General features: G+C 50.4%; 20 protein-coding genes and 1 riboswitch. Of the genes, 6 read left to right on the forward strand and 14 right to left on the reverse strand.

What is annotated here, in order from left to right:
* Positions 1 to 55: 55 nt before the first annotated feature.
* Both C8D98_RS03900 and C8D98_RS03905 read right to left on the reverse strand, forming a co-directional pair.
* Positions 56 to 1,333, reverse strand: coding sequence for a 4Fe-4S dicluster domain-containing protein (locus C8D98_RS03900; RefSeq protein ID WP_132872210.1), 1,278 nt, complete (start codon positions 1,331 to 1,333; stop codon positions 56 to 58).
* 45 nt (positions 1,334 to 1,378) lie between these two features.
* Positions 1,379 to 2,596, reverse strand: coding sequence for an MFS transporter (locus C8D98_RS03905; protein WP_132872994.1), 1,218 nt, complete (start codon positions 2,594 to 2,596; stop codon positions 1,379 to 1,381).
* 161 nt (positions 2,597 to 2,757) lie between these two features.
* Here C8D98_RS03905 and C8D98_RS03910 point away from each other — a divergent pair, with 161 nt between their 5' ends.
* Both C8D98_RS03910 and C8D98_RS03915 read left to right on the forward strand, forming a co-directional pair.
* Complete coding sequence (locus C8D98_RS03910) at positions 2,758 to 4,584, forward strand: PhoX family protein (RefSeq protein ID WP_132872211.1); 1,827 nt, start codon at positions 2,758 to 2,760, stop codon at positions 4,582 to 4,584.
* A gap of 69 nt (positions 4,585 to 4,653) precedes the next feature.
* Positions 4,654 to 6,372, forward strand: a complete 1,719-nt coding sequence (locus C8D98_RS03915) for a hypothetical protein (RefSeq protein WP_207891236.1) — start codon at positions 4,654 to 4,656, stop codon at positions 6,370 to 6,372.
* A gap of 48 nt (positions 6,373 to 6,420) precedes the next feature.
* Here C8D98_RS03915 and C8D98_RS03920 read toward each other — a convergent pair whose 3' ends face one another.
* Entirely contained in the window at positions 6,421 to 7,845 is a 1,425-nt protein-coding gene (locus C8D98_RS03920) for a nitronate monooxygenase (protein WP_132872215.1), read from the reverse strand.
* A gap of 192 nt (positions 7,846 to 8,037) precedes the next feature.
* Between C8D98_RS03920 and C8D98_RS03925 the strand changes: the two genes are divergently transcribed.
* Positions 8,038 to 8,538 (forward strand): hypothetical protein, encoded by a 501-nt coding sequence (locus tag C8D98_RS03925; protein WP_132872217.1) that lies wholly within the window; start codon positions 8,038 to 8,040, stop codon positions 8,536 to 8,538.
* On the opposite strand, the gene C8D98_RS03930 is transcribed toward C8D98_RS03925, so the two are convergent.
* Positions 8,535 to 11,729 carry an AAA family ATPase gene (locus C8D98_RS03930; RefSeq protein ID WP_132872219.1) on the reverse strand — a complete coding sequence of 1,065 codons (3,195 nt, stop codon included), beginning with the start codon at positions 11,727 to 11,729 and terminating at the stop codon, positions 8,535 to 8,537. The two genes, C8D98_RS03925 and C8D98_RS03930, sit on opposite strands and share 4 nt — an antisense overlap.
* Before the next feature lie 252 nt (positions 11,730 to 11,981).
* A riboswitch (cobalamin riboswitch) is annotated at positions 11,982 to 12,163 on the forward strand.
* A gap of 71 nt (positions 12,164 to 12,234) precedes the next feature.
* On the opposite strand from C8D98_RS03930, the gene C8D98_RS03935 reads away from it, so the two are divergent.
* Both C8D98_RS03935 and cobA read left to right on the forward strand, forming a co-directional pair.
* Positions 12,235 to 13,203, forward strand: a complete 969-nt coding sequence (locus C8D98_RS03935; RefSeq protein WP_132872221.1) for a sirohydrochlorin cobaltochelatase — start codon at positions 12,235 to 12,237, stop codon at positions 13,201 to 13,203.
* Between the two features lie 55 nt (positions 13,204 to 13,258).
* A complete protein-coding gene (gene cobA / locus C8D98_RS03940) occupies positions 13,259 to 13,969 on the forward strand; it encodes a uroporphyrinogen-III C-methyltransferase (RefSeq protein ID WP_132872223.1) in 711 nt (236 codons plus the stop codon).
* Positions 13,970 to 13,973: 4 nt separating this feature from the next.
* Here cobA and C8D98_RS03945 read toward each other — a convergent pair whose 3' ends face one another.
* Together C8D98_RS03945 and C8D98_RS03950 are read right to left on the reverse strand one after the other, a co-directional pair.
* Positions 13,974 to 14,330, reverse strand: a complete 357-nt coding sequence (locus C8D98_RS03945) for a DUF2023 family protein (protein ID WP_132872225.1) — start codon at positions 14,328 to 14,330, stop codon at positions 13,974 to 13,976.
* On the reverse strand, positions 14,330 to 14,665 hold the full coding sequence (locus C8D98_RS03950) for a DUF2325 domain-containing protein (RefSeq protein ID WP_132872226.1): 336 nt from the start codon (positions 14,663 to 14,665) through the stop codon (positions 14,330 to 14,332). The genes C8D98_RS03945 and C8D98_RS03950 overlap by 1 nt, the downstream gene beginning before the upstream one ends.
* A gap of 137 nt (positions 14,666 to 14,802) precedes the next feature.
* Here C8D98_RS03950 and C8D98_RS03955 point away from each other — a divergent pair, with 137 nt between their 5' ends.
* A complete protein-coding gene (locus C8D98_RS03955; RefSeq protein ID WP_132872228.1) occupies positions 14,803 to 15,378 on the forward strand; it encodes a nitroreductase family protein in 576 nt (191 codons plus the stop codon).
* Between the two features lie 283 nt (positions 15,379 to 15,661).
* Here the strand turns inward: C8D98_RS03955 and ruvA are convergent, their stop codons facing one another.
* The 8 genes from ruvA to C8D98_RS03995 form a co-directional block, all read right to left on the reverse strand.
* Positions 15,662 to 16,240 (reverse strand): Holliday junction branch migration protein RuvA, encoded by a 579-nt coding sequence (gene ruvA, locus C8D98_RS03960; RefSeq protein WP_132872230.1) that lies wholly within the window; start codon positions 16,238 to 16,240, stop codon positions 15,662 to 15,664.
* A complete protein-coding gene (gene ruvC, locus C8D98_RS03965; protein ID WP_243640904.1) occupies positions 16,237 to 16,728 on the reverse strand; it encodes a crossover junction endodeoxyribonuclease RuvC in 492 nt (163 codons plus the stop codon). The genes ruvA and ruvC overlap by 4 nt, the downstream gene beginning before the upstream one ends.
* On the reverse strand, positions 16,728 to 17,477 hold the full coding sequence (locus C8D98_RS03970; RefSeq protein ID WP_132872232.1) for a YebC/PmpR family DNA-binding transcriptional regulator: 750 nt from the start codon (positions 17,475 to 17,477) through the stop codon (positions 16,728 to 16,730). Before C8D98_RS03970 ends, ruvC begins: the two co-directional genes overlap by 1 nt.
* Positions 17,478 to 17,771: 294 nt before the next feature.
* Complete coding sequence (locus C8D98_RS03975) at positions 17,772 to 19,496, reverse strand: methyl-accepting chemotaxis protein (protein ID WP_132872234.1); 1,725 nt, start codon at positions 19,494 to 19,496, stop codon at positions 17,772 to 17,774.
* A gap of 103 nt (positions 19,497 to 19,599) precedes the next feature.
* Positions 19,600 to 21,159: a 2-isopropylmalate synthase gene (locus tag C8D98_RS03980; RefSeq protein WP_132872236.1), complete on the reverse strand. Its 1,560-nt coding sequence runs from the start codon at positions 21,157 to 21,159 to the stop codon at positions 19,600 to 19,602.
* Positions 21,160 to 21,386: 227 nt separating this feature from the next.
* Complete coding sequence (pssA, locus tag C8D98_RS03985; RefSeq protein ID WP_132872238.1) at positions 21,387 to 22,133, reverse strand: CDP-diacylglycerol--serine O-phosphatidyltransferase; 747 nt, start codon at positions 22,131 to 22,133, stop codon at positions 21,387 to 21,389.
* A 3-nt stretch (positions 22,134 to 22,136) separates the two neighbouring features.
* Positions 22,137 to 22,757: a phosphatidylserine decarboxylase family protein gene (locus C8D98_RS03990; protein ID WP_415238568.1), complete on the reverse strand. Its 621-nt coding sequence runs from the start codon at positions 22,755 to 22,757 to the stop codon at positions 22,137 to 22,139.
* 112 nt (positions 22,758 to 22,869) lie between these two features.
* Complete coding sequence (locus C8D98_RS03995) at positions 22,870 to 23,550, reverse strand: flagellar brake protein (protein ID WP_165871176.1); 681 nt, start codon at positions 23,548 to 23,550, stop codon at positions 22,870 to 22,872.
* Positions 23,551 to 23,635 lie beyond the last annotated feature (85 nt).

Consider the following 23,635-nt stretch of genomic DNA (forward strand, 5'->3'; position numbering starts at 1 on the left):
TAAGAGTAAAAAGCAAATTTTGTCAACAACCAGGGGCGGAGGAAAAACCTCCGCCTTATTTTTTCTCCTGTATCAGTCTGTAAAGATATCGTGATTTCACCTGTTCGCCGGCCATCCAGCGTTTAATCGGCGGCATTTTCAGAATAGCCCCGATAATGGCGGCCATGGCTCTGTGGGAGAACAAAGCTCTGTTATCGAATATCAGATGCTCCAGCCCGCCCCGTTCAACAGCCATCATGACCACCTTATGCACCCCTGTTTCTGGGGTTATAACCCTTTTTTCACGGGTATTGAGTTTCAGCGCATCCACTTTGCACCCTCTCAGGCACACGGCGCATCCCAGACAGATCCTTTCGTCCAGCTTCGCCAGTTTTTTCTTAGGTTTTTGCGGGTCGTTGGCGGAGACCATCATCATGGCCTCAACCGGGCAGAGTTCAGCACATTTTCCGCATCCTGTGCATTTATCCGCATCTATCTCCGGCAGGAAATAGGATGTGTGTACGGGGTTCATTATGCCGAATTTGCGGGCGGCTATCATTGCCTCACAGCAGCATCCGCAGCAGTTGCAGATGAAGCTGACCTCGGTCTTTGAGTTTTCGCCGAACTGCACCAGATTGTGGTCATAGGCCTGATCCAGCAGATCCATGCATTCGGAAACGTCTATCTGCCTTGCGTAGCCGTGTCGTATGAGTGAACTGCCGACGTTGTTGAACGTCATGCAGATATCCATGGGCGCATCGCAGGCCGTTCCTGCGTGCTCCATCTTATGACGGCAGTAGCACATGCTTACGCCTATGTGGCTTGCGGTCTTTATTACCTCGGTGGCACGTTCGTAGTCCAGAACATAGAGGTTATTATCCTCGGACAGCATGGATTCGTTCACAAAAACACGTCCGAGCTGGGTTTCGCCGTTCACAAAGAGGTTCTTTATAAAGTCCTCTTCAACGTTAAGGTATTGATAATAAAGCTGTCCCAGCAATGCCTGATCGATATCGCCTCTGGTGCGCATCATTGAAAATTCGAAAAAGCCCGCCATAGGTGGCGGCAGAACGTAGGTCATCTGTCCGTTTTCGATGATATCCAGCAGAAGTGCCCTGTCGCAAAGTGCATCCAGCTGATTTCTGGCCTCGGTGACGCTCACCTTCCAGATATCCGCCGCAGTCTCCGCTCGGAAAGGCTTGATGGGAAGCTGTGCGATAAGCCCCGCCTCCTTCTCCGACATGAGTATTGACAGTATCTTATAGAGTGATTCTGATGGCGGTGCGCCGAGGGGGAACCTGTTCAGCCTCTCTGCGAGACTGCTGTATCCGTGTTTTGCGGTATGGTGTGCCATGACGTAACCTCTGCCCTGATTATAGCAGAAAAGGTGGTGAGGATACTAACTGATTTTGAAGTTTTTGTAACGGATAATGTAATACAGACCTGCGGCGGCGGCAAGAAGACCCGATGCCGCACCGACGCTGAGGCTCCAGCGTGCGCCGAAGATATCAGCCACCCGTCCGACTATGGGTGCGCCTATGACCGTTCCGCCCCATGAGATTGCAAACAGGATGGCAAGGACTCGTCCGCGCATATTTGCCTCTGTGAGCAGCTGAACTGCGCTGAGTGCCGTTGTTGTGAAGGTCTGGGCGGATATGCCTATGATGGCAAGGGCAAGGCCGAAGAGCAGATAATGGGGCATGAAAGCCGCCAGAATGAAACCCGCACCGAAAACGAACGTGCCGAGAAAAAGAAATCCAGCACGGGGTACGTCCCGCCCTGCGGAGAGCAGAGCGCCGGTGACAGAGCCTATTGCCATCATGGAGGTCAGGATTCCGTATTGGTGAGCATTGGCATGGAAGACGGACACTGCCATTGTTGAGATGAATATGGGGAAGTTCAGGCCGAAGGTTCCTATCAGAAAGAACATCAGCAGAATTGTTTTGAGGTCGGGTCTGCCTGCGATATAGCGGAAACCATCCGCCAGACCGCTTCTGGAGAATTTTACCTTGTCTCTGAGATGCAGCTGACCCTTTTTTATCATCATCAGCGACAGAAGCACAGCCCCGAAAGACACAGCGTTTATCATGAAAACCCATCCCGTGCCTATGGTTCCTATGAGCACTCCGGACACGGCGGGGCCTATCATCCGTGCGGTGTTGAAAGATGTTGAGTTCAGGGCGACTGCGTTTGAAATATCTTTTTCGCTGACCAGTTCCGAAACGAAGGTCTGTCTTGCGGGTGTGTCAAAGGCTGTGACACAGCCGAAAAGCAGAGCGAACACATAAACATGCCACAGCTTTGCGGCATCGAACAGAACCAGAAGCCCAAGCCCCAGAGCCAGAAGCCCCATGGAGGCCTGAGTGGCTATCAGCAGTTTTCTGCGGTCGAAATAGTCTGCGGCGAAGCCGTTCACCGGAAGCAGAAAGAACTGGGGGCCGAACTGCAAAGCCATGACTATTCCCAGCGCAGTGGCATTGTTGTTTGTCAGGTGGGTCAGCACCAGCCAGTCCTGCGCCGTCCGCTGCATCCATGTGCCTATGTTGGATACTATTGCGCCCGATGCCCACATTCTGTAGTTGTAGATGCTCAGTGACCTGAAAGTTCCTTTAAACATTGTAAATCCTTTATATACCAACGTGCGGAAAACAGCAAAGGCATTGTTGGAAAGTTTATCAAACATTAATTGATAATTTTTCTAAATTAAATATCACATTTTCTGCATATTACTCGGACAGCCGGATATTACACTCTGTTAAAATTCCGGAGGTTTATCGAATGAGAAAGTTCAAACAGTTAGCGGCTGCGGCGGCACTCTCCGCCGTAATGGCAGTCTCAATGGTCGCCTGCTCAGACAGCGACAGCGATTCCGACACCCCCACGATATCTTTTAAAGGGGTAAAAGCTCCCGAAACTGAAACTGAGAAAAGGAGCATCCTCGTTTCCGACAAGGCCACCATCAACGGAAAAGAGTACTCCATCGGCTACCACACGATACTCAGAAGCGGCGACAAGCCCAGCAGTGATTCCGAGGTTTTCGGTCAGCTCTATGACATGAACGGAAATAAGGTGCTCAACCCCACCGACAGCTCCGAGTATGTCTCATCCGACAACGACTTCTCCTCGCTTCTGACAGGTATGGACGGGAACATGTATATGATCTCCCATTTCGAATCAGTACCCGCAGGGATGTATCTGACAAAACTTAACCAGAACACAAGCGGCGTGCTTACTGCCGAAAAGACCCGCCACATCGACTTCTCAGGCGTAAAAGGCGGCTGGGTTCATTGTGCGGGCAGTGTCACCCCCTGGGGAACGCATCTGGGTTCAGAGGAATACGAGCCCAACGCAAAGCTTGTTGACGCAACAACAGGCAAGTTCAACGACACATACGGAAACAGAATGGCTCTGTATTTCGGGCTGGCCACAAACCTGACAACGGCAGGCGCATACGCCTCAATGAATATCTACGACTACGGCTGGCAGACAGAGCTTGCCGTGCAGAACTACAGCAACGTGACAGTGACCAAGCACTACACCATGGGCAGGGTTGCACACGAGCTTGCATACGTTATGCCCGACAAAAAGACGGCCTACATATCTGACGACGGCACCAACGTCGGTCTGTTCAGATTTGTTGCCGACACGGCGGCAGACCTCTCTTCCGGCACTCTCTACGCCGCAAAATGGAACCAGACCTCAGCGGCTGGCGCAGGCTCGGCCGATCTGACATGGATAAGCCTCGGACATGCCACAAATGCCGAGGTGAAAGCTATGCTGAACGCAAAAGTGAAATACACGGACATCTTTGACGAGGTTGACCTTACGGTGAGCGGCGCAACCTGCCCCACAACCCACAAAGAGATAAACACCACATACGGACGTCAGTGTCTGATGGTTAAAACAGGCATGGAAAAGGCCGCTTCAAGACTTGAAACACGCCGCTATGCCGCAATGCTCGGCGCAACCACAGAGTTCCGCAAGATGGAGGGCATCACTCACGACCCCGCTAAGAACGTGATGTATCTCGCACTGTCTGAGATAGGCAACGGAATGCTCGACAACGGTTCCAACGATGCGGGCGGCCCCAACCACATAAAAGTGGCAAAAAACACCTGCGGTGCTGTTTACGCCCTCGACCTTGATGCTAGCTATGTTGCCAAGAACATGTACCCCGTCATAGCGGGCAAACCTCTGACAACAGACTACGGCGCAGCCGACAACTCACAGGCATACCCTTCAACAAGTGCATTCGTGAACAACAAATGTAATCTGGACGGCATTGCAAACCCCGACAACCTGACCTTTATGCCCGGATATAAAACACTCATCATCGGTGAGGACACGGGCGAAGGCCACGAGAACGACATGATCTGGTCGTACAACATTGAGACAAAAGCTCTTACACGCATACAGACCACGCCCTTCGGTTCCGAAACCACCTCTCCCTACTTCTATCCCAACTACCATGGTTTCGCATACCTGATGAGCGTTATCCAGCACCCCTACGGTGAAGCAACGGCAGGAATGCCCGCTGCCAACAGTGCGGCAGACCGCAGAGCCTATACAGGCTTCGTAGGCCCCTTCCCCGCAATGAGCAAATAAGCTCTTCTCAGGAAAGCTCCCCGTTATCCGGCGGGGAGTTTTTTATTTTAACATAAGGAGAATATGACGATGAAAAGACCCGGTGTTATGGTGATGATAGGTGCGGCGGTCATGGCTTTTGCGGTGGCCTGCGGCGGGGGCGGTTCCTCCTCTGCCGAAAATGAAACGGCAAGCAAGTACCCTCTGCTTACAAAGGCGATGCAGAACAGGGCGGCCTATATTCCCTCCCAGTGCTACACCATCACCGAAGGGGAGGCGGGGCAGAAGTTCAACCCCTGCTACAGCTGCCACAAAAACTCGGCGGAGCCTAACTACAACAACGACGACGACCTGCAGGAGGCATACACCTTTGCGGAATATGCCAACACCAACCGCTGGACAAACCTGTTCAAAGACCGGACAGCGGCCGTTGCCGCACAGAGCGACAGCGATATTCTGGCCTATATCAGGCAGGATAACTACAAAAGCACAGACGGCAGAATAATTCTTGCGGAAAAACTGAAAAGCGTCCCTGCGGAATGGGACTTTGACGGGGATAAAAAATGGGACGGGTATACTCCGGACTGTAACTTCAGCTTTGACAGCGAAGGGTTCGACCGCACGTCCTCAAACGGCTACACCGGCTGGAGAGCCTATGGCTATGCGCCCTTTCTGGGAACCTTCTGGCCGACGAACGGCTCCACTGACGACGTTCTCATAAGACTGGCTGAGATCTTCCGTCAGGATGAGAACGGAAATTTCAGTGCGGCGGTCTATAAAATAAATCTGGCAATTGTTGAATCACTCATAAAAAAGAAAGATATAGCCATCGATGCCGTAAACGAAACCCTCTACGGGGTGGATCTTGACAAGAACGGAAGTCTCGGCACGGCGGCAATTATAAAATATGACTGGCTGCCCTCCGCAGGGAAGTACATGAGCTACGTAGGCAGGGCGAAGGCGGAGCTGGCGGCAGGCAGGGTGCATCTGGCGGGAGGACTTTTTCCCGAAGGGACAGAGTTTCTGCACTCGGTCAGATACATAGATGTGAACGGCGGAGAGATATCCATGTCCGCCAGAATGAAGGAACTGAGATACGCAAAAAAGATGGGCTGGTATACCTACAGCGATCTGGAGAACGCCGCATATGCCGAGCTGAAAGAGGAATATGACTTCCCCACAAGGCTCTCTGTATATTACGGCGATATCGAGTCCGGTCTCAGCAACACAACCGGATGGATATATCAGGGCTTCATAGAGGATGCGGCGGGCGACCTGCGGCCTCAGACATACGAGGAGACTGTGTTCTGCATGGGCTGCCACACAAGGCTGGGCGCAACGTCGGACAGCCTCTTCACCTACGGCAGAAAATATGAGGATGCATCGAAGAAGGGATGGTATCACTGGACTCAGAAGAGCATAAAAGGCACTCCGGAGCATCAGGCTGCCTATGACGGCAAGGGTGTTCAGTATGAATATGAGATGTATCTGAAACAGAATCTGGCAGGGGATGAGTTCAGGGAGAACGAAGAGCTTAAAGCGAAGTTTTTCAATGCCGACGGCAGTCTGAAAACGGATGCGGTCAACGCCATGCGGTCGGATATCTCGGTTCTGCTGTTTCCCTCTTCATCAAGGGCGCTTATGCTGAACAAGGCTTATCGGGTCATTGTGAAGGAGCAGTCGTATATTTACGGACGGGATGCGAACGTCAAGGCGGTGACCAACGTCCACAAGACGGTCTCTCCGCAGGACAAACCCACAGGGATAACGGATTTCATCCTTTCCACTGCCTCTTCGCTGATATTCTGAAGATAAAAAAAGGGCGGTCGAACTGACCGCCCTTAATGTTTGGATTGATTACGCCTTGCCGGGCGCAGTGTCGTGCAGAAGTATCTCGATAATTTCGGCAGCAGAGATGCTCTCCTTGCCGTCTTTGATGAACTCACGCACTTTTTTGAGGGTCTCGCCTGCCGTAACAAGATACTGCTCGATATAGCCGTTCTTGTATACAGTGGGGAGGCCTATGTTTGCCACCAGAGCGTTGCAGAGGCATTTTCTGCCCTCAGTCTCCTCTCTCAGGCCGCCTTTGCTGACATATGCGTCCTCCGGCTCTGCCGCACAGCGGTAGCCTATGGTTCCGTCAGCTTTTTTATAGAGCGAACGCAGGTAGCCGAGGTTGCAGATTCTGGGTCTTTTCAGATATGTTTCAAGCTCTGAAAGGGTGTCATGAAGGCTGACAACCTTGAAGGGGAATCCTGTGGGGGATGCCTTGGGGTCTGTGAATACCTCGGGAATGCGTTCGATGATGGCTTTTTTTATGCTGTCCACAAATCCGGATTCCTTGCAGAATGCGAATATCGTGCCCACCTGAATACCCTGCGCACCTGCGGCTATGGCCGCTTTCAGTTTGCCGGGTTCGCCCCATGAACCGCCCAGCCAGAAAGGAACGCCGAGGGATTTTACCTTGTCCAGTTCAACCTCGTCCTTATCTGTGTATATGGGTTCGCCTTTTGCGTCCAGCTCCATTCCGCCTCTGGGGGGAGCGTTGTGACCGCCTGCGGAGCTATGTTCGATAACCAGTCCGTCAACGGCGGGTTTCGTCTTTTTGACCATTGTTGTGGCCAGAATGTTTGACGAAACGATGGCGTAGAATTTCGGTCTTTTAAGTTCGGTCAGATATTCGCCCATGATCTCTCTGGGGCTGAATGTTATCTTATATTCTTCGTCCTTTTCGGCTCCGGCAACGGAAAGACGCAGTGACGCATCCTCACCTGTCGCATAGCTGTCCAGAACTGCGGGTATTTCTCTGGGGATTCCTGCTCCCATGACGATGTAGTCCACTCCGGCCAGCATCGCTCCGTAGATTGATGCGAGGTTGGGGAGAATGACCTTTTCCATCAGGTTTATGCCGATGGGGTTGCTGTGACCCTCCTTCGCAAGGAAAACCTCGCAGAAGTTAGCCGCAACAGTAAGCTCCTGAAGCTCTTTGGAAGGTGTCATGGTATACATTTCAATCTGTTTGTAGGGAGCGTTTTCCGCTTTTCCGCCTTCGATGAAGTATGTTTTAATGATCCTTTCAGCGATCTCTCTGGCGGGGAAGGCAGCCAGTGCTTTGCGCATCTGTCCGTCCTTGTCGCCGTTCTGAAGTCTGCGTGCCAAAATAACGTCCATAGCGGTTCCGGACACAACTCCGATCTCTCCGCTTTCCCCGACAGCGCGAGCAAGACGCCAATCGGAAACTCCTGCGCCCATACCGCCCTGTAAAATTCTGTACTCTTTCATCCTTGCCTCATATGTTAAGCAGCAGTGATGCGCTGCCGTATTTCCAAGCATTATAAGATTATCGCAACGAAGCCCCACATGCAAGAGTGTATTTAAACTAATTTAAAAATAATTTGTTTTACGTACTATTTAAGGTCTGTATTTTTGCAGGGATTGAGATATAATGCAATATCTGAGACAGAGGTCAATGTTATGCAGGTTAATCTGGAAGAGAGCAACAATATCACCATTGAGCGGGAGGGAACTTCCGACAGTTTTGTTATGTGTATAGATTCAAGGGTGACCGTCAGGCTTTCAAAATCTGAAATGAGACTGATGCACGCTCTCATCGGGGCGCAGCTTCAGGACAACCCCAAGATGGGCAGGGATGCGCTGAAAAAAGTGATGGCCGATACCCTTGTTTCCCACAAGCCGAAGGTGCAGGAGGTTCTGCGCCGGATGAAGAAAGAGGACATCGCATTTGTGATCTGGTATATGGGCGATCTGCGCATGGGGCACGAGATTCTGAACAACATGTCGAAACGTTCCGCAGAAGACGTTCAGGAGACAGTGCGGGAGGCCATCGAAAGACGCATCCGCAAAGAGCGCTCAACAGGCAACACTACCTTTGAGGTGCAGATGACCGAATACGGCAAAGCCGCCGTGACGGCATTTCTGAAGCAGGTGTTCGATACCGACACCATTCCTATTTAAAAAGAATCTGCTGATTTTATGAGATAAATAAGCTCGGCGGCCTCCTGGCCGCTGTAGCCCTCTTTTGCCAGATAGCTGCTGTATGTGTTTATCAGCTCTCTGCATTTCTGTGTTTTTCCCTTTCTGGCGTAATATCTGTAAGCAAGTATCACCATGTCGTTCTCATGCATGTACATGTCCAGACAGCGGGCGAAAAATATCTCCGGATTGAACGCATCGGGCATGAAAGACCCCAGCCCCGTCATTATTCGGAGCATTGAGATGAACGCCACGTCGACCTCACGCCTTTTGTGCTCCACAACGGACACCGAGTTAAGCCCGGGGAAGAATCTGCCTGTAAAGAGAAGCTCCGCTTCGGATATGTATGATGCGCAGAGGACGTATTCTCCCCTGCCGTAGCAGTCGGATGCGGATTTCATTACTGTGCAGAACCGCTCTGCATCGCAGCTTATGTTCGACAGTCTCAGCATTCCGTTCTGGAGGGTTATGTAGTTTTTTGCATCAAGTCCGCCGAAGGTGTCGGATATCATTTTTCTGAATCTGGACAGCAGGTTGTCAAAACTTCTGCGTGCGTTTTCCCTGCTGCTCTCCGGCCACAGATAGGCCTGAATCTGCTCCTGATCTATGGTGAACCCCGGACTTGAAAGGATGACCGCCAGCATTATGCGGAAATGGCCGCTTATGTCGGTGCAGTCCAGAGAGAACGAGCCTACGGAAATGGATATGTTATCCAGCGTTTTGACGTGCATAACGGGTATGGGGCGCAGGTGTTTGTCGAACGCTATGTCCAGTCTGCTGAACGCCGTTTCGGTGACAAACCCTGTCAGAAGAGGTTCGGAGACCGTGTAGGAAAAAACGTTGTGCATCACCTCCGGCAGAACCGAGCTGAGGTGCAGATATCCGGTCTTTTTCATCAGCCGCACGGCGAAAACTGCGTGTTCCCTGGCTTTGACCCTGTCCCCTATGTTGTTGTGGAGATAGGAGAGGTATGCGTGCGCACCTGCGGCGGCGTTGTCGTTTATGGGATGTCGCTCCTGATTTGCGGCCTTTATGAGATGCTGCATGGCCTTTTTATAGTTGCCCAGCAGTGTGTAGGCTCCTCCGGCAGCCAGCTCGGAGAAGGCGGGGAAGAAGCTGTTTATTTCCGAAGTCTGACGTATCTTTATGGACATTTCGGCGGCGGCGGCCGCAGAGTCGTCACATTCGTAGGCCAGAGTGATGGCTTTCATGCTCAGAATAACGGACGAGGCATGCTCGGGAAGGTTATCCAGAATGCTTTCGCTGTATTTTTTCAGAATGCGCTTTGCGTAGTCCATTTTTCCGCACCCCAAAGCATATTCCAGTTCGCATACGTCGGCAAACGCCAGCAGGCGGGGGCTGTTTTCCAGATGGAGGCGGAATTTCTTCCGGATTATGCTCATGATGGTGTGCAGGGCGGCGAACTGGCCTGTCAGAGCGAAGAAATAGAGCATTGCGCTCACCAGCCACAGCTTGAAAAAAGCTCCGTCCCTGTCGCTTCCCAGTTTCAGAATTATCATGTTGCAGTATTTTTCGGCCATTTTCCTGTCGCAAAGGGTCAGGTATGCGGAGACGTACAGGGTGTATATGAAAGTTCTGTAAGGTTCGATGTGATATTTTTCGGCGATGCTCAGTGCACGGTTCAGGTATTCTATTGCGGTGTTACCGTCTGCAAAATATACGCATCCCTGTGCGTATGTTGCGCAGACGGTCATTTTAACGGGTTCGCTCAGCTCGTCGCATGCATCGCTCATCATGGTGCGCACCGAGCCGAAATAACGCTCGGCCTCTTTCAGGTTGCCGTCGATTCCGCAGTAGAAGCTCAGCAGGCCGCATGCGGAGATTATACTGCCGACCCTGCTGCCGTATGCCGTAAAGGTATCCAGCGTCTGAAGAAAAATGTCCCTTGTTTTGTCGGGGCTGACCGACAGCAGGACGTGCCCGAAGGCCAGAGGGAGCCATGCCTTGTTTCTGTATACGTCCGCAGGAACGCCGGCGAGTATGTCAGAAATGCCGGATTTTGATTCGGCCAGTATTACATCCTGAAAATTCTTCTGAATGTAGTCCTCCAGACGGTCATAGTTTTCCGCCTGAATAAGGTATTCCGCAACTGCGGAGAGGTTCTTCTTTTCAGCCTCCAGGTCCGCCGCCGTTTCATAAAACTTTTTCCGTTCGGCTTCGGAAAGTCTTGCCGAGGCCTCGGCTTTCAGCCATTCACGAAAAAGTCCGTGGAACCTGAACTGGTTTTCCCTGCTTTTATAAAGGAAAAGATTCTCCGAAAGCATCTGCTGAATTACCTTGTCCGTTCTCCCTGTGGGGTCGGTTTTAGCCGTCAGCTGAGGGCTGAAGGAGGGTATCAGGGAGAGAGCAAGAACGTTGTGGAAATCTTTGTTTATGTGATGGTTTATGGCTGACGAGAAGAGGGCGTCGCATGCGCCTGCGGCAAATGTGTCAGAGTAGGTGCTCCTGCTGTCCGAAGTTCTCATTGCGTTCAGCACGGCGACAATACAGCCGATGTGTCCTTCTGCGGCGGTGCGGAGTCTCTCAAGACCCATAAAAACATCCCTGTCTTCAAGCATCTGTGCCGAAAGTGCACGGAATTCCTCTCCGGATAGTTTCAGATAGTCCTCATCAATAACGTGGGAGCTTTTCAGGAGTTTTCCTTTAACGGGCTGGAAGCCACTGTTTCTGGTGCTGCACAGCGCAAAGGAGAGCAGGCCGCCTGCGGCGGACAGCATCGATGTTATGCCCAGAGCGGTCACGCCTATTGAGGGCAGAATATGTATATCATCCAGAATTATCAGCTTGCGGTATCTGATGGCCTTTTTATATTCCCTCAGCATGTCGTTCAGCAGGGTTTCCGTTTCCAGAGGATCGATTCCCCCTGAAAGTGCTTTTTCAGCGGATTCGGATGTGAACTTCGGTGAGGAGCGTTTCAGTTCGCCGTAGAAATTGCGGCAGAAGTCCGCAGGATTTTTGTCTGCGGCGGTGATTCGGTATGTTATAACCCTGTCGAAGCAGACACGGCCGAACTCACCTGCAAACCATGTTTTTCCGCATCCGGGCGGGCCTGTCAGTATGAAAATGTTCTTAGACTGAACCCTCGGAACGAGTGCGGAAATTTTGGCTTCTCTGGGGTGGAAATAATGACCGGACTGAATTTGTGATTCCATGAATAATTAATAACAAAAGAAGTTCACCGGCGCAACCGTTCTTTTAAGATAAATTTAAGATGTCTGTGTTAAGGTTACGACAAGATAATAACCGGAGTAATTGCAGGTATTCCGGCATTGACCTATTTGGTCTATTATCCCTGAATTCAACTCCTATCTTGTTTCCATTTTTTTAAAACCCCTCCGTACCACCCCTTCGGAGGGGTTTTTCATTGCCCTAAACTTTCTTGACAGATTCCGATTTATCGTTCAAAATCCCATCAAAGCCTGACAAGGGTGCAGGCGGAATAAGGGAAACCGGTTCAAATCCGGTGCTGTCCCGCAGCTGTAAGCCGGACGAAACCCCGAAAATTGTCACTGATCAGGATGATCGGGAAGGCAGGGGAACTAGGACGAAGGCAAGCCAGAATACCTTATCTGCCCATGAACTTTACGAGGATAGAGGAACCCCGTTCCACGTTCAAGAACACCCTGAAAAGCATAATATTTTTAACGGGAGGCGTGTATGCGTACTTTGTTTACGTCCGTACTTATGCTCCTCTTCGCCGCTACAGGTGTTTTTGCATCGGAGGTGGAGATGGAAAAGGACAAAACGGCAGTGGTCATAGCCGCATTCGGCACCACTTATGAATCCTCACTGGATTCACTGCTTAAGATCGAAAAGGACGTTAAGGCGGCGGTGGGCGAAAATGTGCCCGTCCGCATGGCGTTCACATCGAACATCATCAGAAAGGTATGGCACAAAAGACAGGACGATGCCGGATATAAGGCGTCGCACAAAGGCAAAGTGCCCGACTATCTTTATGATGTCAAAAACGTTCTGGGAACAATGGCCGATCTTCAGAACGAAGGCTACCGCAATATTGTGGTTCAGCCGACATATCTGACCGCCGGAGAGGAATATGCCGATCTGGTGGCCTATGTTGAAGGTCTCGGCGGAATAAAGACCATGAAGGACAGATGGAAACCCTTCAATCACCTTGCGGTGGGCGATCCCATTATGGGCAGCTACGACTACAGGGGGAATCTGGAATCGCTGGCAAAGGCTCTGAAAAAGGATATAGATGCGGCAGCGGCCTCGTCTTCCGCCCTTGTTTACATGGGGCATGGGAACGAACACCTTTCCACAGGGGTCTATTACGAGCTTGAAAGACTGCTCAACCAGACCTACCCCAGCGTAAAAAGCTACATAGGGGTTGTGGAGGGGCATCCGGAGCTTGACGAAGTGGTTGAGAAACTGAAAAGGGATAAAGTTAAAAAAGTTCTGCTTAAGCCGTTGATGATAGTTGCGGGCGACCACGCCAACAACGATATGGCGGGTGATGAGGATGATTCATGGAAAGTTGTTCTCACCAAGGCAGGAATAAAGGTCAATCCGGTTCTGGAAGGGCTTGGCGACAATTCCGAAGTTCGCGGGATAATCGTTGACAACCTGCTGAAAGCGGCCAAAGAAGCGGATATAGAGCTTAAATAACAACTAACTGTGTCGGAGTGACCTCACACTCCGGCACGTTTTTTAAGAGATAAAGATGAAGAGTGAACTGATAATAATCGGAGCCGGGCTGGGCGCAAAATCCATCACACTGGAAGGTGTCGAAGCTCTGAAAAGTGCTGACAGTGTGCTTTACGACAGACTGGTGCATCCGGATGTGATAGATATGATCCCCGATACGGCCGAGGCTGTCAGCGTGGGCAAGAATCCCTATGCGAAAAACTGCATCCGTCAGGAGGAGATAAACTCCGCCATTGAGGAGCATCTTAAAAGGCACAGACGGGTGGTCAGGCTCAAAGGCGGCGACAGCACACTGTTTGCCCGTTCCCTTGAGGAGACTGAAACTGCGGAAAAGTGCGGGGCTTCATCAAAGATAATTCCGGGTGTGACATCGGCATCAACCCTTGCGGCGAAGATGTCTCAGGCGCTCACCGACAGAAGAACCGTTTCCGGCTGTGTGTTCATCACAGGACACTCAAAGAACGGCGACTGTCCGTACAGCTTTAAGGCTCTGGCGGAACTGGGACTGACCATCGTAGTTTACATGGGTGTCAGGAACGGCGGATATATCGCCTCGGAGCTGATTAAGCACGGGATGAGCGGAAACACTCAGGTGCTTATAGGCAGTAAGCTGGAATCACCGGAGGAGAGACTCTGCGTGACCACACTTGCTTCGCTTGGTGACGTTCTGGCCACAGGGGACTATGACCATCCTGCCACCATCATCATTGGTGACGTTACGGGGTAGTCAATTATCCGCAGCAGGCTGCACAGAACTGTTTTTCTATATTTCCGAGATATCTTTCGCACTGTTTGGTTATGTCATAACCGAGCAGAACGCCGAGAATGAAATCCTCTTTTTCGTCAAAACCGTTCAGCGGCTTGTCACCGAAGCTTTTTACAATGCTGATGCAGGGGCAGTCGCCGAAGAAAAAGTTTATACGACCCTCTTTAGCAGGCGTTTCGTGCCATGTTATATTTCCGCGTCTAAGTTTCCCGCGGCAGGCCTCCGCATCCGATTCTCTCGCTGTGTAGAGAACCAGACGGCGGATACCCTTCTTATATTCATAAAGCAGATGGGAAAAGAGTCTGTTGTCAGCCTGTCCCATCAGTTGGCCTTTCTGCCTTCAGCGTGAAGCAGGCAGCCTTTGCAGTTCTCTTTGCACTCCATAGCTTCTCTGATCATTCCGCTTACGGATTCGGGGCTTGTTTTGTCTGTGCAGATGAACGGGATGTCGTGTCTGCGGCAGATATTTTTTGCTTTATTTATCATGTTGTGGCTGGACAGTGTTGTCAGGAAAACCACGCAGTTTGTGCATTTTATGCTGTTTTCGAAAGAGCTGTTCATTTCGTTGAACACTTTCGCTTTATATCCCATCTGTTTGCATGCTGAAAGATATTCGTTTTCTCTTCTCTGCAGGCCGCCTATTATGCATACTTTCATAAATTTAGCCTCCTATGTGCTGAATAATGATATTGATTCTTAATATCAATAAGAGTAAAAGTCAACAGGTTTTTTCTATTTATTTTGAGATTCAGCAGGATTAGAATAAAATTTAACAATTTCATAAGAGGGACAGAATGCTTGAACTTATAAAAAAGACCCGTTCATACAGAAGGTTTGACCATTCCAGAAAGCTGGATGACGCTTTTCTGGCGGAACTTGTGGATGCGGCCAGACTGGCGCAGAGTGCGGCCAATGCACAGCCCCTCAGATATGTCACCGTGAACAGCCCTGAGTATGTTGATAAGATATTTCCGCACCTGCGCTGGGCGGGCAAGCTGAAAGACTGGGACGGTCCAGTCGAGTCGGAACGCCCGGTGGCCTATATTGCAGTGTACGGCGACAGCGAGGCCAAGCCATCGTCCTTCGCACAGGTGGATTCGGGAATTGCCATGCAGAACATCTGCCTGACAGCCATGAGCAAAGGGGTGGGCAGCTGTATGTTCGGCAGTATCATAAAGAATGAAATTAACCGGATTCTGGGTGTCACGGATGAACGTTACAGCCTTTTGTGGGTGATTGCTCTGGGATATCCTGTTGAGAATGTAGTGCTGGTTGATAATACGGGCGATCTTTCATACTACAGAGATGCGGACGGCAACCACTATGTGCCGAAACACAGGCACGATGAGGTTCTGCTGGGGAAGTTTTGAGTGATGATGTAAAATATCCTTCTCTGTGAGGGCTTTAGCCCGTGGCAGTCTTCCATATTCGGGCAGACCGCCGCTTAATCGCATCTGTATTTGGAAGATTGCTTCGTTATTACATTCCTCGCAATGACGCAAAATCTCCGTCACTCTATTCGACAATTAATTAATATGGACTCATACAGCCTTCGGCTAGTGAACGGAGTGAAGAGTCTCAGCAGAAGAGAGATTCTTCGGTTGAAGCCTCAGAATGACGGGCTAATAGCCGAATAGAATGACCTATAAAAAACTACTGTGAAAGTTCCTTGAGTGCCAGCCTGAACAGTTCCTCGAAAGGTGTTCCGGGTTTATAAATCTTGGTAACGGCCTTGCGGCAGTCGTTTGCGGAATAGCCGAGGTTTGAAAGCGCACTGACGAGGTCTTCCGTTCCCCCTGCGGCCTGCGAGCCTTCGGACTGAACTGCAAGCTGACCGAATTTGTCTTTCAGCTCAACGATTATACGTTCAGCGGACTTGCGGCCTATGCCGGGGATTGTGGCTATCAGCGTTATGTCGTTCTGAACAACAGCGTTCATGAACTTTTTAGCTTCCATTGCCGAAAGGATTGCCAGTGCTATCTTCGGACCTATCTTTGAAATGGTGTTCAGCAGAAGGAAGAGTTTTTTCTCCTCAATGGTGGCGAACCCGTAAAGAGCCACCGCATCCTCACGCATTACGAAGTGTGTGAAGAGTCCGGCCTTTTCGCCTATGCTCGGCAGTGTGCGGTAGGTTGCGGCTGAAATTGATATTTCATATGCCACAGAACCTGTGTCGATCACCGCCGTTGCGGGGAGCTTTTCAGCCAGAATACCTTTTACGCTGTATATCATGATACGAACCTCCCCGTAAGATTGAGTCCAAGACAGATCCCGCAGGCCAGTGCATCCGTTGCATCCATGGGCACGTTGCCTATTTTGCGCCCCAGAAGTATCTCAACCATATGCTTTACCTGCGCCTTGTCGGCCTTTCCGTAGCCCACAACCGCCTTTTTTATCTGCAAAGCGGTGAACTCCCGCACCTCAAGGCCGCTGGAGAGCAGGGTGGCTATTATCGCACCCCTGGTTTGTCCCAGAAGCATGGCACTTTTAACGTTCACCGAATAGAAAACATCCTCGACAGCCGAATATGAGGGTTTGAACTCGTCCACAGCCTCACGCACTCCCTGACAAATGACAGCCAGCCTCTGGGGCAGGGTCTCTTTTGAGTCGGTGCGAACGACTTTGTGGGCAACGTATTCGACCTTGCCGGGCCATACCTGCACAATACCTATTCCCGTGCAGTTAAGCCCGGGGTCAACCCCCATTACAATTGCAGGCATTATTCGTCCATCGCCGCCATTGTGGCTTCGTCTGCGTCAAAGTTGGAGAAAACCTCCTGAACGTCGTCAAGGTCCTCCAGTGCATCAGTGATGGTGAACAGTTTTTTAAGGTCTTCAACACCCAGAGAGATGGTGTTCTTGGGTTTCATGGTGACCTCGGAATAATTTATGTCGTATTTCTTTTCTTCCAGAGCAGTTTTAACTGAGAAATAGCTGCTGACTTCGGTTACAACCTGAAAAACGTCGCCTTCGTCCTTAACGTCCTCTGCGCCAAGCTCAAGGGCGAGTTCGAAAAGTGTCTCCTCGTCTGCCTTCTCTTTTGAAATTTCTATGATGCCTTTGGTTTCAAATATCCATGCGACGCATCCTGCTTCGCCCATGTTTCCGCCCTTTTTGTTCATTGTGCTGCGAACTTCCGCAACAGTTCTGTTTCTGTTGTCTGTCAGGGCTTTTATAAGGATAGCCACGCCGCCGGGGCCGTAGCCTTCGTATGTTATTTCTTCGTAAGCGTTTTCGTTGCCTTCGCCGCTTCCTTTTTTGATAGCTCTTTCGATGTTGTCTTTGGGCAGGTTGCACTCTTTCGCCTTATCTAGAGCCAGACGCAGACGTGAGTTCATCACGGGGTCGGCTCCGCCCTCTTTAGCGGCGACGGCTATCTCTTTTGCCACCTTTGTGAAAGCCTTTCCCTTCTTTGCGTCCTGCGCCGCTTTGCGGTGCTTAATGTTTGCCCATTTGCTATGTCCGGCCATTGAAACCTCCGAGTCTTTATATACAATTATTATATTAATTTTTGGGAAACGAATTATAACCAAAAAAAAGGGGATAAGTAAATTTTAAAATTGAGCGTAAAAATAAAAAAGGCGGAGATTTTTCGCCACTGAGACCTGTAATCCGTCTTCGCGAGCCGGAGGCGCGGCGACCTTCCACGCACAGATGTATCCGAAATAAGCATTACATGGAAGACTGCTTCGGGCATCAGCCCTTGCAGAGACAGTCTGTACTATGTCAGAAAAAAGGCGGAGATTTCTCTCCGCCCGTTATGGCTATTTGCCTGTTTTGAATCTGTGGATGAGCCCCTGAAGGTCGTTGGCCAGATGGCTGAGCTGTTCGACAGCCTTCGCCGTCTCCTGCGATGCTACAGAGTTTTCGCTGGTGACATGTGAAATGTTCTCAATGCTCTGCGCCATCATTTCTGTGGCGGAAGCCTGTTCCTCTGTTGCACGGGCTATCATGCCCACCTCGTTGGAAACGTTCTGAACGTTCATTTTTATCACGTCCAGCGCCTCTTTGGCTTCTTCGGCCTTGGTCTTTCCGTTTTCAACCTGCATAACGCCTTCGTGCATTCCGGCCACTGCGCCGCCTGTATCGGCCTGAATGGACTGGATCATGTCGGCGATCTCCTGAGTTGCCTTGACGGTCTTTTCGGCCAGTTTGCGAACCTCGTCTGCAACGACTGCGAAACCTCTGCCGTGTTCTCCGGCTCTTGCGGCTTCTATTGCGGCGTTGAGAGCCAGCAGGTTCGTCTGGTCGGCGATGTCGTCGATAACCTGAATTATCTGACCGATCTGTTCGCTGCTTTCGCCCAGTTTGCGCACGGTGACTGCGGAATCTGAAACCGACGTAGCTATCTGCTCCATCATGTTTCTGGTCTCCTCAACCAGTCTGTGTCCCTGTGCAACTGAGTTGCTTGCGTCCTCGGCACTCTTCGAAACGTTGGAGGCGTTCTGCGCAACCTCAATAACTGTTGAGTTGACCTCTTCAACAGCGGAAGCCGTTGCCGCCACCTGTCCGGACTGTTCCATTGCTCCGTGGGCTATTGTCTCAGCATTGCTGGAGAGTTCCGCCGCTGTGGAGGCTATGGACGATATGGAGTCGGTCACAACCATAAGGGCATCGTTGACGTCTGCGGTCATTTTGTTGGTGGCTTTTACGAGGTCACCAATCTCATCGTCATGGGTCACCTGCATGCGCACGGTGAAATCGCCTGCGGCAATTTTGCTCAGCGCATCTCCGACCTCCTGGACTCTGTTGAATATGTATCTGCTGTTAATGAGATACAGGATTATCAGAATCACTATGGTGACGGGCAGGAACACGAGGAACGATACCATCAGGTTTTTATAGATTGCGGCGTAGACTGGTGCTGTGGGCAGATATACCTCGAAAGCACCGTGCAGTTCTCCCGCTCTCCAGTTCTCCATTTTGACCCCTGTGGGATCTTTGCCTTCGGAGTTGCCCCAGAGAGCCTGCGAAGTGGCAGGATCTCCGTGGCATTTCTCACAAACTTCCGAAAGCCTGATGGCTTTATAATATCTTAACTGTTCATTCTCTTTATCGTGATACACAAACTCGGGGCTGGTTTTGGCCTGTGCGCCCTGATCCAGCTTGTCAAGCTCCTTGAGAGCCATGAGGTCTGTTTCATCCGGTTCGTTGATCGGGTTTCTGGGTGAAATCTTGGGAACCTTGAACTTAAGTCCCGCTTCTTCCGATTTCAGCTCCATGGTTTTCATAGCGCCAACGATGGGCACTGTGAGCAGAAGCCTGTTGATGTCGTGAACCAGCTCGTCTGTTTTGTAAACGTCCGCTGCCGACGCCAGACCCATAAACTCCCGGACACCTTCTGCCGCAAGAACAAAGCTTCTTGCCTTCGCAACTTCCGCGCTGAACATGTTTTTCTTCAGCGTAAAGAAGTTGACGGTAAACAGCACTCCCATGCCAATCAAAACCGTTACTGCTACATAAAGCAGAATCCTGACCTTTAGTTTCATTGTACCACCGTATATAAAAATACTTTCACCGATGTGGAATTATTATATACCTATTATCCGGTTATACAAGCACCATCTAATCTTTAGCGGTATAAACAGGCGATTAAATTCCGCCTTCCACCTTCGGAGCAAGTTTCGACTCTCTTCTCGTAATGTACTTATTCAGAGCGTCAAGATAAGCCTTTGCGCTGGCAACCACAACGTCGGTGTCGGCTCCTCTGCCCTTAACGACGTAGCCGCATTTTTCAAACTCTGCGGAGAGGGTCACTTCGCCCTGAGCATCCTTGCCCTCGGTAAGGGCTTTGATGTCGTAGCTTTTCAGTCTGCCCTGAATACCCGCTATCCTCTCAATGGCTTTAAGAGCCGCATCCACGGGGCCGTCGCCGATTGAAGCATCGGTGATGAACTCGTTATCTGCGTTTTTAAGCCTTACAGTGGCAGTGGGTATCGCAGTGTTGCCGCTGAACATGTTTATTCTGTCCAGATCAAAGTGCTTTGTGGTCTGCGCTGTCTGGTTCAGAACAATATTCTCAATGTCCTCGTCGAACACTTCCTTCTTCTTATCGGCCAAAATTTTGAAAGCATCAAATGCGGCCTGCATAGCTTCGTCGGAAATCTCGAAGCCCAGAGCTTTAAGTCTCTGAACAAATGCGTGGCGGCCGGAGTGTTTGCCCAGCACAAGGCTGTTTGCGGGGTAGCCGACGCTTTCGGGAGTCATGATCTCATAGGTTATTCTGTTTTTCAGCACGCCGTCCTGATGGATCCCGGCTTCGTGTGCGAATGCGTTCTTGCCGACGATGGCCTTGTTGGGCTGAACGTTTACGCCTGTTATGGCTGTCAGCATTTTGCTTGAGCGGTAGATCTCTTTGGTGTTAACGCCGAACTCTATCTCATCGAACAGGTCTTTTCTGACTGTCATGGCCATTATTACCTCTTCCAGAGATGTGTTGCCCGCTCTTTCGCCGATTCCGTTTATTGTGCACTCCACCTGACTTGCGCCTGCTTTGACGGCGGCCAGAGAGTTTGCGGAGGCGAGGCCGAGGTCGTTGTGGCAGTGAACGCTTATTCTTGCCTTGTCAACGTTGGGCACTCTGTTCATGATCGCACTGATTATCTTTTCATATTCCATCGGCACTGTGTAGCCCACTGTGTCGGGGATGTTCACTGTTTTTGCGCCTGCGGCGATTACAGCTTCAACAACACGGCACAGGTAGTCAACGTCGCTTCTGGTTGCGTCTTCTGCGCTGAACTCAACGTCATCGCAGAGGTTTCTGGCGAATTTTACAGCGTCAATGGCTATCTGGAGTGTCTCCTCTCTGGTCTTTTTCAGTTTGTACTGAAGGTGTATGTCGCTGGTGGCTATGAAAGTGTGGATGCGGGGACGAACAGCACCTTTCAGAGCTTCCCAGCCCACTTCTATATCTTTTTTGTTGGCACGGCAGAGACCTGCCACGCCGCAGTTTTTGATTACGGCGGCAACACGGCTCACAGCCTCAAAGTCGCCGGGGGATGAGATGGGGAAGCCTGCTTCCATAACGTCAACGCCCATTTTTTCAATCTGGAGTGCCAGCTGGATTTTCTCTTCGGTGTTCATGGAAAATCCGGGTGCCTGCTCGCCGTCTCTGAGTGTTGTGTCGAAAATCATGATCTTTCTTTTTGACATTGTTCCTTCTCCTTCTTATTTTATCAGTTTTTTCAGTTTATATCTGTTTTTGTCAAACTTCTCCGTGGCTGAGCACGGAAAAAATACCCAACCCGCATTTCGGGTTTACCTGTGCGGTTCTTTTTATGTTCCTAGTCCTGATAGCATTGTCGTTCCTCCTGATACAGATTCAAAAAAAAAGCCCCAACCCGTAAGGGCTGAGGCTTTGGTTTAACATGCATGTGTTCTCACACTTCTGTTCCGAAAGGTTCCTCAGTTTGCCCCGCAGGGTGTCTTAGACGTTTGTACGCAAATAGCAGCAGGCCGCTGAGAGCGTAGCCGACGGATAGAACAAATAGCGCAAGTTCGGGGATGAGACCTATTACGAAAATGGCAAGTACGAACATTACCAGTACGTTATAGGACTTGTGCTGAGACATTGTCTTTCCGCTGAAATATTTGACATTGCTGACCATGAGGAAAGCAAGGATGTATATTGTGAAAGTGAACCAGACGGGAAGGGTTATGTCGGCAGGGTTGCCTATATATTCCTTCACGAAGAGCACGCTGGATGCTATCACTCCTGCGGCAGCGGGAATGGGCAGTCCGATGAAGTATCTGGGATCGATTTTTTTGGTCATGACGTTGAAGCGGGCAAGGCGCAGAGCACCGCACGCAACAAAAAGGAAAGCGGCCATCCAGCCCAGTCTGCCGTAGGGCTCCAGAGCCCATCTGTAGACAAGGATTGCGGGAGCCACACCGAAAGACACAAGGTCGCTCAATGAGTCCAGCTGAATTCCGAAGTCGCTTGTGGCGTTCATGAGGCGTGCTATCTTTCCGTCAAGCCCGTCGAAAACGAAGGCAACCAGTGTCGCACTGGCGGCAAGGGTATATTGTCCGTTGAGTGAGGCTATGATGGAATAGAAACCGCAAAAGAGACTCATGATGGTCACGAGGTTCGGCAGAACATAATTTTTGTTCTGAACAGCGTTCATTTGTTAAGCACCTGCATATTTGGCGATAATTGATTCGCCTGCTTTAACAATATCACCGTTTTTAAGCGAAATGTCAAACCCTTTCGGGACGAACACTTCCAGTCTGGAGGAGAATTTGATTATCCCCAGTCTGTCGCCGATGGGCAGCAGTTCGCCCTCTTTGGCATAGCAGACGGTTCTGCGGGCGATGAGACCTGCTATCTGTTTAACGGTAATATTACCGTATTCGCTTTCGATCTCTATTATGTTCTGTTCGTTTTCATACGATGCCTCGGGTTTGTCGGCGGGAAGGAATTTTCCGTCCATATGTCTGACGGAGAGTATTTTTCCCGTGATGGGCATACGGTTTACGTGTACGTTGAAAACGTTCATGAATATACTGATTTTTGTTACGGTCTCGCCATTGTGTTCAATGGGGAACACTTCGATTACCTTGCCGTCGGCAGGGGAGACTATCACATCCTTAAACGGCGGGATGCTGCGCTCGGGGTCGCGGAAAAACCACATGCAGAATGCACAGAAAACGGCTACCACGACAATAATAAGTTTGACCGGAAAGATCACCAGCACAAGAAAAACAGCAAGCGATCCGAGTACAAAGGGGAAACCCTCTTTAGCTATCAACCTTTTCACCTCATGTATTTGGTATGGTCATAAAATACCCTGCTATTGCACTGTTTGCAAGAAATAGATTTCCGGCACAGTGTAAATCCTTACGGCATCAGGGCGAAAACTCTTATCCGAGGGTCTGTTTAAGCTCGATCTGCCTCTTGAAAACATACTTTATTATGAAGTTCCTGTCGGATTCCTTTGTAAAATCGAAACGGAAGCTGACCTCTGTGCGCTCCTGAATCCTGCGGACACGAACCGCAGTGCAGGGTGCGCTGTCCAGCTCGCCTATGGCTTCTGAAAGATCCAGCAGAAACGGCTGGTTCTGCTCGAACCATTGCGAGGTTATAAACTTTCCGCCGCCGCCTGAGAGATCCAGCACAACGCAGTCAACGCTCTTGTGGGGTATCTTCATGTTCTTATCGGGCACTGCTGCATAAAACAGCTTTGCCTTGCCCTTTATGTTGGTGTCAACCCGATAAAACTCACGCAGCTGATTTCTGGTGATGACTTTCGGCTTTTCCAGTTCCACAAGGGTAACGTTGCCCTGGGACTGTCTTCCGGTCACTGTGGTTGCAAAACGGTAACGACCGTTGTTGCTCACAAATTCTATTTCTGCCGCTGTTCCCGGAACCATCGGAACAGGTACACCGTCAGCCGAGGGCTGGGAGATGTATATGCTGTTTCCGCCGAAATCCTCAACACGGGAATCATAAACGCCCTGATATCTGGCGTTTTTAATTGCCACTGTGACGCGGGTGTTCACCGACAGGTATTCCTCTATGTTTTTAACAGCTTCTTTTTGCATTACGTCATTCTCCGCAAAAACAATATATAGCGATTCATCCTCGGATGCTTTATACATATTTATATAGTCCGACATTTTGCTCCGC

Source organism: Seleniivibrio woodruffii (assembly GCF_004339245.1).
In the GTDB taxonomy this organism is placed as follows: domain Bacteria; phylum Chrysiogenota; class Deferribacteres; order Deferribacterales; family Geovibrionaceae; genus Seleniivibrio; species Seleniivibrio woodruffii.